General features: G+C 71.7%; 11 protein-coding genes. 8 read left to right on the top strand and 3 right to left on the bottom strand.

The window, feature by feature from the left end; translation table 11 throughout:
* Positions 1-483: 483 nt before the first annotated feature.
* The 3 genes from AB0M54_RS43135 to AB0M54_RS43125 form a co-directional block, all read right to left on the bottom strand.
* Entirely contained in the window at positions 484-924 is a 441-nt protein-coding gene (locus AB0M54_RS43135; protein ID WP_364478314.1) for an SRPBCC family protein, read from the bottom strand.
* A gap of 25 nt (positions 925-949) precedes the next feature.
* Positions 950-1,441 (bottom strand): carbonic anhydrase, encoded by a 492-nt coding sequence (locus tag AB0M54_RS43130; RefSeq protein WP_364331789.1) that lies wholly within the window; start codon positions 1,439-1,441, stop codon positions 950-952.
* A 74-nt stretch (positions 1,442-1,515) separates the two neighbouring features.
* Complete coding sequence (locus AB0M54_RS43125) at positions 1,516-2,022, bottom strand: GNAT family N-acetyltransferase (protein ID WP_364478311.1); 507 nt, start codon at positions 2,020-2,022, stop codon at positions 1,516-1,518.
* Between the two features lie 29 nt (positions 2,023-2,051).
* Between AB0M54_RS43125 and AB0M54_RS43120 the strand changes: the two genes are divergently transcribed.
* The 8 genes from AB0M54_RS43120 (at position 2,052) to AB0M54_RS43085 (ending at position 10,359) form a co-directional block, all read left to right on the top strand.
* A complete protein-coding gene (locus AB0M54_RS43120; protein WP_364478308.1) occupies positions 2,052-2,774 on the top strand; it encodes a class I SAM-dependent methyltransferase in 723 nt (240 codons plus the stop codon).
* A gap of 62 nt (positions 2,775-2,836) precedes the next feature.
* A complete protein-coding gene (locus AB0M54_RS43115; protein WP_364478305.1) occupies positions 2,837-3,406 on the top strand; it encodes a DUF998 domain-containing protein in 570 nt (189 codons plus the stop codon).
* Positions 3,407-3,410: 4 nt separating this feature from the next.
* Complete coding sequence (locus AB0M54_RS43110) at positions 3,411-3,776, top strand: YciI family protein (RefSeq protein ID WP_364478302.1); 366 nt, start codon at positions 3,411-3,413, stop codon at positions 3,774-3,776.
* Positions 3,776-4,996 carry an RNA polymerase sigma factor gene (locus AB0M54_RS43105; protein WP_364478300.1) on the top strand — a complete coding sequence of 407 codons (1,221 nt, stop codon included), beginning with the start codon at positions 3,776-3,778 and terminating at the stop codon, positions 4,994-4,996. The genes AB0M54_RS43110 and AB0M54_RS43105 overlap by 1 nt, the downstream gene beginning before the upstream one ends.
* Positions 4,997-5,071: 75 nt before the next feature.
* Entirely contained in the window at positions 5,072-6,400 is a 1,329-nt protein-coding gene (locus AB0M54_RS43100) for an NAD(P)/FAD-dependent oxidoreductase (protein WP_364478297.1), read from the top strand.
* Between the two features lie 120 nt (positions 6,401-6,520).
* Positions 6,521-8,833, top strand: coding sequence for an EAL domain-containing protein (locus AB0M54_RS43095; RefSeq protein WP_364331770.1), 2,313 nt, complete (start codon positions 6,521-6,523; stop codon positions 8,831-8,833).
* A 174-nt stretch (positions 8,834-9,007) separates the two neighbouring features.
* Positions 9,008-9,496, top strand: a complete 489-nt coding sequence (locus tag AB0M54_RS43090; protein WP_364478294.1) for a hypothetical protein — start codon at positions 9,008-9,010, stop codon at positions 9,494-9,496.
* Positions 9,493-10,359, top strand: a complete 867-nt coding sequence (locus AB0M54_RS43085) for a hypothetical protein (protein ID WP_364331764.1) — start codon at positions 9,493-9,495, stop codon at positions 10,357-10,359. Before AB0M54_RS43090 ends, AB0M54_RS43085 begins: the two co-directional genes overlap by 4 nt.
* Positions 10,360-10,361 lie beyond the last annotated feature (2 nt).

The raw sequence follows: 10,361 nt of genomic DNA, 5'->3' as shown, positions 1-10,361 counted from the left end.
CAGCCGAGGCCTGAGCATCCCTACCGATCACCTCGACCAAGCCTGGCCGGGCTGCGGTCGTACACCAAATTCTCCATAAGTAGCCGAGGCCGGGCGCGCAACTCCAAGGCCGTGACCGGCCAGAACAGAGCCGCCCACCCTTCATTCTGCGTAAGTGGTCACCCTCAACCCCACCGACGCCCGTGGCCGCAGAAAGGGCGAGCGGCCCCCCGCGGCCGGCATGGCTACCTGCCTTGACCCGCGGCCGGGCGTGACCGGCGGCAGAGGGGGTGAGCGGGCACCCCGCCGGCCTGGCTACCTGCCTTGACCCGCGGCCGGGCGTGACCGGCGGCAGAGGGGGTGAGCGGGCACCCCGCCGGCCTGGCGCAACCAGCAGCCGAAGGATCGACCAGGCAGCTCAGCGGCCTCGACCCACCACGACCGGCAGGTGACCGAAGCCCCTTTGCTCTGAGCGCGTATAGGCAACACCCGGGGCCGATGCGCTCAGGCCGAACGTCCAGCGGCCTCGGTCAGGGCGTCCCGGAGGAGCGCCAGATCCGTGGCGAGCGCCCGCCCGCTGGTCAGCCGCAACACCGGTCCGAGCAACGGATTGCGCAACGTCAGCTCGATGGTGTGGTCGATCCGCGTACCGGATGGTGTCGGGGTGAGCTGGAACGTCAGGTCGGCGCGCCGGAACATCGGTGAGGAGAGCAGGGTGAAGGTCAATGATCGCCCGGGGTGGTAGGCGGTGACCCGGAAGTCTTGGCGCTTGCCGGACGGCGAGACCGTGGTGGCTTCCCAGCCGACACCCACCGGAGCTGTCGTGCGGGGGATGACCTCGGCGATGCTCCGGTCCCATCGGGGCGTGCTGTCGACCGGGTCGCTGAGGAAGGCCCAGACCTGGTCGACGGGTTGCCCGACGACCGTTGACGCGTGAAGCCGCATGCCATCGAACGGTAGGCGGGGCCGGCTACTCCACCTCGCGGAGGCGGCCCGTCTCGACCTCGTAGACGAAGCCGCGCACCGAGTCTTTCACCGGGATGAACGGGTCGTCGAGGATGCGGCGGATCGACTGGCGGACGTCTTCGTCGAGGTCGGCGAAGGCTTCGGCGGCCCAGCTGGGCTTGATGCCGACGTCGGCCTGGATGGCGGCCTTGAACTCGTCGTCGGTGAAGGTCAGCATGCCGCAGCCGGTGTGGTGGATCAGGATGATCTCGGTGGTGCCGAGGAGGCGCTGGCTGATCGCGAGGCTGCGCAGCTCGTCGGCGGTGATCACCCCGCCGGCGTTGCGGATGACGTGGGCGTCGCCCTCGGTCAGGCCGAGCAGGCCGTAGGGGTTGAGCCGCGCGTCCATGCACGCGACCACGGCGACGTGCTTGGCGGGCGGCAGCGGCAGGTCGCCCTTGTCGAAGGAGGCCGCGTAGCGCTCGGCGTTGGCCAGGAGGTCGTCGGTCACAGTCATGGCTGGGGCCTACCTACCCGATAGGAGTTAGGGATAGCGCTGGCTGCGATGACAAAGGTCAGGTGAACGAACGGTCAGCGCAGCCGGCGGGTCATCATCAGGCAGAGGTCGTCGTCCACCCGCACCTGGTCACCGGGGCTGCAGATGGCGCCGCCGTAGGTGACGCCGCGCCCGTCCGGGCGGTAGCCGCGCTTCAGGTACATCAGGTGGGCCGGGCCGTAGTCGGCGTACAGGCCGACCCCGATGCCGGCGATCGGGCTGCGCGTCGCCTCGTGTTCCTCGGCCAGGTCCATCAGGGCTGTGGCGAGGCCCTGGCGGCGGAGGTGCGGGAGGACGTTGAGGTCCTGGATCTCGGGGATGCCCTGTGAGCGGAACGGCGCGTATTCCGTTACCCACTTGACCGTCAGGTAGCCGGCGAACTCCCCGCCGCCGGTGCGCGCGACCAGGATCACCCGGTCGCCCGCCGCCTGCTCATCCAGATAACGCTCGTACTGCGTGCGGTCCTTGCCGGGCCAGCCGAGCACCGTGAACGCCGCCACGATCTCGTCGATGTCGCCCGAAGTCAGCTGTCCGATCGGCATGGGCCGGATCCTGCCCTAGGGTCGGCCCCGTGGCATCTGATATCTGGGCGGGCGGGGACGCGTACGAGGCGTACGTCGGGCGATGGAGCCGGGTCGTGGCGGCTGAGTTCGTCCGTGGCCTGGCCGGGGAGCGCTGGCTCGACGTCGGCTGCGGCACGGGCGCGTTGAGCGCGGCGGTCAGCGACGGCTGGGTGGTGGGTGCGGACCGTTCCGAGGCTTTCGTACGGAGAAATCCGCGCCGGACGGTCGTCAGCGACGGCATCGCGCTGCCCTTCCGGAACGGCACGTTCGACGTGGTGATCAGCGGCCTCGCCCTGAACTTCATGCCCGACCCGGTCCAGGGTGTCCGGGAGATGGCCCGCGTGGCCGACGGCGTGGTCGCCGCCTACGTGTGGGACTACGCCGAGGGCATGCAGCTGATGCGCCACTTCTGGGATGCCGTCGACGACCCCGGCCAGGACGAGGCCGCCCGCTTCCCGATCTGCCACCCCGACGCCCTGGCCGAGGCCTGGCGGGCCGCCGGACTCGAGGACGTGACCACCGGGCGGATCGAGATCCCGACCGTCTTCGCCGACTTCGACGACTACTGGCGCCCGTTCCTCGGCGGCGCCGGCGCGGCACCCGGCTACCTGCTCTCCCTGCCGCCCGAGAAGCAGACTGAGCTGCGCGAACGCGTCCGAAGCGGGCTGCCCGAGGGTGAGATCCGGCTGACCGCGAGGGCGTGGACGGTACGAGGCCGGAAAAAAGTTTGAGGTCCCGTGTCGAAATCCCGGCGGCCCGTTCGAGCTACCTGGTGACGAAGGGAGTTCGACACATGGTGGTCGCCGGGATCCTCGCCGGACCGTTGTATGTGATCGTGTCGCTGATCGAGATCGTGAGCCGGGACGGCTTCGACCCGCGGCGGCACGCCTGGAGCCAGCTCGCCAACGGCGACTGGGGCTGGATCCACAGCACGAATCTGATCGTGTCGGGCCTGCTGATCGTCCTGGCCGGCTACGCGTGGAAGAACCGGGCCGGCCTCTTCCTGGCGCTCTACGGCCTGGGCATGGTCGTCGCTGGGTTCTTCACGGCCGACGCCGGCCGCGGCTTCCCCGCCGGCGCTCCGGAGACGGTGCCGCTGAGCACCCACGGCCTGATCCACTTCGCGGCCGGCGGCGTCGGGTTCGTCGGCCTGATCATTGCCTGCTTCCTGATGCGGAGCCGGCTGGTCGGCACGCTGTTCGCGCTGGCCTACGTCGCGCTCATCGCGGGTGGTGGCGCGGCCTGGAGCCTCCTGACCTTCACCGCCGCGGTGATCATGGTCAGCGTCTGGATCACCGCCACGTCCTTGCGACTCACCAAGAGCGGAAGAAGCGACTCACCAAGAACCGGAAGAAAGAGGTAGTCCGATGAGGTTCCTGACCCTGCTCCGCGCCGCCCAGCCCGAGGGCGCACCGTCGCCCGAGCTGATGGCCGCCATCATGAAGCTCGGCGAGGAGGCCACCGCGTCCGGCGCCCTGCTCGACACGGCCGGCCTGGCCCCGTCCGCGGCGGGCGCCAAGGTCACGCTCCAGGGCGGCGACCTGACCGTCACCGACGGCCCGTTCGCCGAGGCGAAAGAGGTGATCAGCTACGCGATCTACGATGTCGGCAGCCGGGACGAGGCGGTCGAGTGGGCCTCCCGGTTCGTGAAGCTGCACCGGGACATGTGGCCGGGCTGGGAGGGCGAGGTGGACGTGCTGAAGGTCTTCGGTCCGGAGGACTTCCCCCAGTAGTGCAGGCCGTCGAAGCGATCTGGCGGATCGAGTCGGCCCGGTTGATCGCCGGGCTGGCTCGGTTCGTGCGCGACGTGGGGCTGGCCGAAGATCTGGCTCAGGACGCGCTGGTGGCCGCCCTCGAACAGTGGCCGCGGGACGGGGTGCCGGATGCGCCCGGGCCGTGGCTGATGGCGGTGGCCAAGCGTAAGGCCATCGACGCGTTGCGCCGCCGGGACTCGTACGCCCAGAAATTGATCTTGATCCACCGAGAAGCCGAGCCGCCGGTGGACGACTGGGACGACGCGATCGCCGACCACCTGGGTGACGACCTGCTCCGGCTGATCTTCACCGCCGCCCACCCGGCCCTCACCCCGGACGCGCAGAAGGCCCTGATCCTGCGCATGCTGTGCGGCCTGAGCACCCCGGAGATCGCCCGCGCGTTCCTGGTTCCGGAGGCCACGGTGGCCCAGCGGATCGTCCGGGCCAAGCGGAGCCTGACGGATGTGCGGTTCGAGATGCCGACCCGGGCGGAGACGGCCGCGCGGACCCGGCAGGTCCAGCAGGTGGTCTACCTCATCTTCAACGAGGGGTACGCGGCCACGGCCGGCGAGGACTGGGCGCGGCCGACGCTGTGCCACGGGGCGATGCGCCTCGGCCGCCTGCTCGCGTCGCTGCTGCCGGACGACGCCGAGACACATGGGCTGCTGGCCCTGATGGAGCTGCAGGCGTCGCGGCTGGCCGCCCGCCAGGACGCCGACGGTGAACCGGTGCCGCTGCTGGAGCAGGAGCGCCACCGCTGGGACCGGGCGCTGATCCGGCACGGGCTGGACGCGCTGGACCGGGCCGAGGCGCTGGGCGGTGGCCCGTACACGCTGCAGGCCATGATCGCCGCCTGCCATGCGCGCGCGATCCACGCCGAGGCGACCGACTGGCCGCGGATCTCCGCCCTCTACGAGGTGCTCGCGCACGTGCAGCCCGGCCCGGTGGTGCGGCTCAACCAGGCGGTCGCGCTCGGCTTCGCCGGCGACCCGTCGCGCGGCCTCAGGATCGTCGACGAGCTGGGCGACAAGCTGCCGGGTTACCCCCACCTACATGGGGTACGCGCGGAGCTGCTCGATCGCCTCGGTCGCGGCGACGAGGCCCGCGCCGAGCTCGACCGCGCCGCGTCGATGTCGCGGAATGTCGCCGAGCAGCGGCTCTTCCGCCGCCGGGCCGACCGCATCAAGCCCGGAAGGTAGGTCCAGTTCCACATTCGCCGCGCATCGATCGCCTCGGAAGCGAATTTGAAACCAGACCTAGGGCATGCTGTCCGCATGTCTCACCGCGTAGTCATCGTCGGCGCCGGCTTCGGCGGTCTGTTCGCCGCCAAGTCGCTGCGCCGGGCCGACGTCGAGATCACGCTGATCAACGGCACCGCCTACCACCTGTTCCAGCCCCTGCTCTACCAGGTGGCGACCGGCATCCTGTCCGAGGGGGAGATCGCGCCGCCGATCCGCGAGATCCTCCGGCGGCAGGACAACGTCGACGTGCGGCTGGGCTGGGTGGCCTCGATCGACCCGGCGGCGAAGAAGGTCCAGGTCGAGGCGCCGGGTGTCGACTACGAGGTGGAGTACGACACGCTGATCGTCGCCGCCGGCGCGTCCCAGTCGTACTTCGGCAACGACGGGTTCGCCGACCACGCGCCCGGCATGAAGAGCATCGACGACGCGCTCGAGCTGCGCGCCCGCATCTTCGGCGCCTTCGAGCTGGCCGATCTGCAGACCGACCCCGAGGCGATCGACCGCTGGCTGACCTTCGTGGTGGTCGGCGCCGGCCCGACCGGCGTCGAGATGGCCGGCCAGATCGCCGAGCTGGCCCACCGCACGCTGCCCGGCCAGTACAAGCACATCGACCCGCGCAAGGCCCGGGTGATCCTGATCGACGCGGTCGACCGGGTGCTGCCGTCGTTCGGCGACCAGCTCTCCACCCGGGCGCTCCAGCAGCTGCACCTGATGGGCGTCGAGGCCGAGCTGAAGACCAAGGTGGTCGGCGTGGACGCCACCGGCATCGAGGTGGAGACCGAGCGCGGGCACGAGCGCATCGAGTCGATGACCAAGATGTGGGCGGCCGGCGTGGCCGCGCCGCCGCTGGCCCGGCAGCTCGCCGAGGCGACCGGCGCCCCCGCCGACCGGGCCGGCCGCATCCAGGTCAACCCCGACCTGACCGTGCCCGGTCACCCGGAGATCTTCGCGGTCGGCGACATGGCCTCCCTCGACCAGCTCCCCGGCGTGGCCCAGGTGGCGATCCAGGGCGGCAGGTACGCGGCCGGCCTGATCAAGCGCCGGCTGGCCGGTCAGCCGGCGGCCGGCCCGTTCCGCTACTTCGACAAGGGCAGCATGGCCACGATCAGCCGCTTCCACGCCGTGGCCAGCGTGGGCCGGCTGCGTTTCTCGGGCTTCCTGGGCTGGCTGATGTGGCTGGCGGTGCACCTGCTCTACCTGGTCGGCTTCAAGAACCGGGTGACGGCCGTGCTGCACTGGGCGGTCAGTTTCCTGGGCCGGGGGCGCTCCGAGCGGGTGTCCACGTTCCAGCAGGCGTTCGCCCGCGCCGCCGTCCGCGAGTACGGCGATCCGTTCCAGCGACAACGGTCACGCAGCGCGTAACCGGTCATGACGCTACGCGGTGTGACCAATTGACCGATGCGGGCGTATTCACCTTTGCCTAGCGTGTCGACCATGGGCGGGACTCCTACGAATCCAGGCCGTCCCGCCGATATTCCGGACATGGTCCTAGACGCGCGGGCGCCGGTTCGCCATGTCGTGGCGACGGCTGCTCTCGTGCTGGCCGGGTCCGTCTGGTACGTGCTGTTCCGGCTCGACCTGGTCGGACCGGCCTGGCCGGTCTACTGGCTGCTGCCGCTCAGCGGCACGATCGCGGTCTACGGCATGGTCCGGCTGGTCCAGGTGATGCCCCTGGTGCCCGAGGTGCGCCGGTTCTGGGGCCGGGTGGCGATCGCCGGCGCCTCGATCGCCACCGGCTACACGCTGCTGGCCCTCGATGTGACCCGCAACTCGGTCGGCAACCGGCCGCCGCCGATCGGCCCGGTCGCCGCCAGCTTCATCGCGCTCGGCTTCGGCATGGCCATCTGGGCCGTCGCCGCGGTGCCGATGGGCCGGCCGCGGGGCTCCCAGTGGCGCCTGCTGCTCGACCGGTCCATCGCGTTCTTCGGCCTGGCCGTGCTCCTCTGGCACTTCTGCGTGGCACCGATGCTGGCCGCCCCCGACCCGTGGAGCGACGCCGGCATCGCCCTGGTCGGGCTGGCCTGCCTGCTCGCCATGGGTGGCGTGGCCAAGGTCTCGTACGTGGCCGGCGGCCCGGTCGACCGCACCGCCGTACGCCTGATCGCCTCGATCGGCCTGACCGCCGCCGTCCTGGCCGTGATCGCGGTGAACCTGGGCTGGGACGGCGACGTGCCCGGCCAGGCCATCGTGCTCCCCGTCGCGCCGCTGCTGGCCGCGCTGGCCACCCGCTCGCAGTGGCAGGCGGCGCTCACCCCGCCGACCGGCCCGGAACGCCCGGCCGGCTCCATGCTGCCGTACCTCGCGGTGATCTCGGTGGCGACCACCATGGTCGCGGTCGCGGCCGGCGGCATGAGCTGGACCGACCGCGCCGCGATGCTGCTCTGCGTGCTGGTCGGCGTGCTGGTCACCACCCGCCTGGGGGTCGGCTTCCGGGACAACGCCCGGCTGCTGGCCGAGCGGCAGCAGTCCGAGCTGCAACTGCAGCACGAGGTCACCCACGACGGCCTGACCGGGCTGGCCAACCGGGCCCTGTACCGCGACCGGCTCGCCGCCGACCTGCGGTCCCACGACGCGGTGTCGGCGCTGATCATCGACCTGGACGACTTCAAGACGGTGAACGACTCGCTCGGTCACGCGGTCGGCGACCGGCTGCTGGTGTCGGTGGCCGAGGCGCTGCGCTCCGCGGTGGGCGCCGACGGGCTGCCGGCCCGGCTCGGCGGCGACGAGTTCGCGGTGCTGATCAGCGAGCGCCCCGAGCTGGGCACGCACGTGGCGCAGCGGGTGCTCGACGCGCTCAGCCGCCCGCTCGGCCCGGACCGGCTGCTCGTGCAGGCCAGCATCGGCGTGTCCACCGCCGAGAAGGGCACCAGCCTGGACACCGTGCTGCGGCAGGCCGACGTCGCGATGTACGCGGCCAAGCAGCGTGGCAAGGCCGGCTACGTGGTGTACACGCCGGGCATGGAGAAGCCGGTGCTCACCCACATCCAGCTCGGCGGCGAGCTGCGCCGGGCCCTGGACGAGGGCGAGTTCCGGGTCTACTACCAGCCGGTGATGCGGCTGGCCGACAACACCATCATCGGCATGGAGGCGCTGGTCCGCTGGCAGCACCCGACCCGCGGGCTGGTCCCGCCGATCGAGTTCATCCCGGCCGCCGAGCGCACCGGGCTGATCGTGCCGCTGGGCCGCTGGGTGCTGCGGGAGAGCTGCCGCCAGCTCGCGGCCTGGCTGAGCGAGTTCGGCCCGGACGCCATCCAGAAGCTCGGCCCGAACGTGTCGGCGCGGCAGCTGCACGACCCGGACTTCGTCGCCGACGTGCGCGAGGCGCTGGCCGAGAGCGGGCTGCCGGCCGAGCGGCTGGTGCTGGAGCTGACCGAGTCCGAGGTGCTGCGGGGCCGCCAGGTGCTGCGGTCCTTGCACGAGTTGCACGCCATGGGCGTACGCCTGGCGCTGGACGATTTCGGCACCGGCGAGTCGTCACTCAGCCTGCTGCGGGCGTTCCCGGCGTCCATCGTGAAGCTGGACAAGTCCTTCGTCGACGGCATCGAGATCGAGGACGGCGACCCGGCGGCGGCCGACGCCCGGCAGGCGGTGGCCCGCGCGGTCAGCCAGCTGGCCGGGGCGCTGCGGCTGGACACGGTGGCCGAGGGCATCGAGAACGCCGGGCAGGTGGCCAAGCTGCGCGAGCTCGGCTACACCCTGGGCCAGGGCTACCACCTGGCCAAGCCGATGCCGCCGGAGCAGATCCGGAAGCTGCTGCGCGCCCAGGCTCAGCGAACAGTCGGAGTGGCTCGCTAGGCCGTGTCCTGCCGATCAACCGGGGCTGCGGCGGGGCCCAGAGCGCGCCTGACGGCACCCGCGGCGCGCCCTCATCCAACACCAGGATGAGGGTGGGTCGCGGGCGACGCCAGCCACACTCTGAACCGCGCCTCGCTCTCGGCTGATCGGCAGGACACGCCCTAAACTGCCGCCATGGAGGCGGATGCGCTCACCGCGTGGCTCGAACAGCTGATCTTCGCCGACCTGACCACCGACGAGCTGACCGCGCGGGTGATCGACAGCGTGGCCGAGTGGGGCGCCGGGCAGGGCTGGCGGGTCTACCGCCGCGCCCCGAGCGTGCTGACCCTCCCGCCGCCGCTCGAGCGGCAGCATTCGGTGGTCGACGTCGCGTTCGCCCGCACCGACGGCCCGCCGCTGGTCGTCGAGGTCGACCACACCGATCGCACGCGTACGGTCGACAAGCTGCTCGCCGAGGCTCAGGCCGGCCGCATCGCGATCTGGGTCCGGTGGGGGAGCGGCCCGTTCAAGGCGCCGCCGATGCCGGTCCAGATGGCCACCCTGACCGTGACCCGCCGTTCGGGTCGCCGGTTCGCCCGCGCGCATGATCTGATACCTCCGGCGCACGGCGCCGGCATCACCGAGGCACAGGAGATCACCATGCCGTTCGGGGAGACTTCATGACCGAATCCTCGACGCGCCTCGCCTGGCGCGTCACCGAGCCCCTGCACGCGATGATCTACTTCGCGCCCGAGGGGTTCCGCCGCTTCGCCGACCTGGGCCTGAGCGCGATGGAGGGCTACTTCGCGGCCCGTGGTGGTGTGTTCGGCGTGACCGGCCCCGGCCCGGTGATCGCCACCTTCTACAACTTCAACCCGGCGCTGGTGCGGTCGGCGCTGCCCGCGGCCTGGGAGCGCACCACCCCGGCGGCGGCGCTGGACGCGCAGTTGTCGGCCGCCGACGAGGCGCTGCGGCGTGGCCTCGGCGCGGTCGACACTCCGGAGATCGTCGAGGCCGCCGGTCTCGCCCGGCGGGCGGCCGAATCGGCGGCGGCCTTCCCGCAGGGCCGGCCCCTGTTCGCCGCGCACGCCGCTCTGCCCTGGCCCGCCGAGCCCCACCTGCAGCTCTTCCGGGCGCAGGGCGTGTTGCGCGAGTTCCGGGGCGACGGGCACGTGAGCGCGCTGCTCCAGGCCGGCGTCACCGGCGTCGAGGCGAACGTGCTCCAGGTCGCGGCGGGCCGCTCGCCGCGCGAGTTTCTCCAGGTCACGCGCGGCTGGAGCGACGACGAGTGGGGCGCGGCGACAGACGCGCTGCGTACCCGCGGATGGGTTTCCGACGAGGGGCTCACCGACGCCGGAAAGGCCCAGGTCGAGGAGCTCGAGGCGATCACCGACCGGCTGGCCGAGCCGGGCTGGGCGGTGCTGGGCGAGGAGGGCCGGCTGCGGCTGGCCGAGCTGACCCGGCCGCTGAGCCGCACGATCGTCAAGGCGGGCCTGCTCGACCCGATGAACCTGGTCAAAGCGGCGCAAAAACCCGCCGGCCCGTAGCA

Origin of the sequence: Actinoplanes sp. NPDC051470 (assembly GCF_040682035.1) — a bacterium.
In the GTDB taxonomy this organism is placed as follows: Bacteria; Actinomycetota; Actinomycetes; order Mycobacteriales; family Micromonosporaceae; genus Actinoplanes.
The sequence above is the reverse complement of the archived record's forward strand: the minus strand, read 5'-3'. Positions and strand labels throughout refer to the sequence as shown.

What these genes read in the sequence shown, in the direction of transcription:
- AB0M54_RS43135 (WP_364478314.1), bottom strand. Translation starts at nt 924, where the DNA reads ATGCGGCTTCACGCGTCAACGGTCGTCGGGCAACCCGTCGACCAGGTC.
- AB0M54_RS43130 (WP_364331789.1), bottom strand. Translation starts at nt 1,441, where the DNA reads ATGACTGTGACCGACGACCTCCTGGCCAACGCCGAGCGCTACGCGGCC.
- AB0M54_RS43125 (WP_364478311.1), bottom strand. Translation starts at nt 2,022, where the DNA reads ATGCCGATCGGACAGCTGACTTCGGGCGACATCGACGAGATCGTGGCG.
- AB0M54_RS43115 (WP_364478305.1), top strand. Translation starts at nt 2,837, where the DNA reads ATGGTGGTCGCCGGGATCCTCGCCGGACCGTTGTATGTGATCGTGTCG.
- AB0M54_RS43110 (WP_364478302.1), top strand. Translation starts at nt 3,411, where the DNA reads ATGAGGTTCCTGACCCTGCTCCGCGCCGCCCAGCCCGAGGGCGCACCG.
- AB0M54_RS43100 (WP_364478297.1), top strand. Translation starts at nt 5,072, where the DNA reads ATGTCTCACCGCGTAGTCATCGTCGGCGCCGGCTTCGGCGGTCTGTTC.
- AB0M54_RS43095 (WP_364331770.1), top strand. Translation starts at nt 6,521, where the DNA reads ATGGTCCTAGACGCGCGGGCGCCGGTTCGCCATGTCGTGGCGACGGCT.
- AB0M54_RS43090 (WP_364478294.1), top strand. Translation starts at nt 9,008, where the DNA reads ATGGAGGCGGATGCGCTCACCGCGTGGCTCGAACAGCTGATCTTCGCC.
- AB0M54_RS43085 (WP_364331764.1), top strand. Translation starts at nt 9,493, where the DNA reads ATGACCGAATCCTCGACGCGCCTCGCCTGGCGCGTCACCGAGCCCCTG.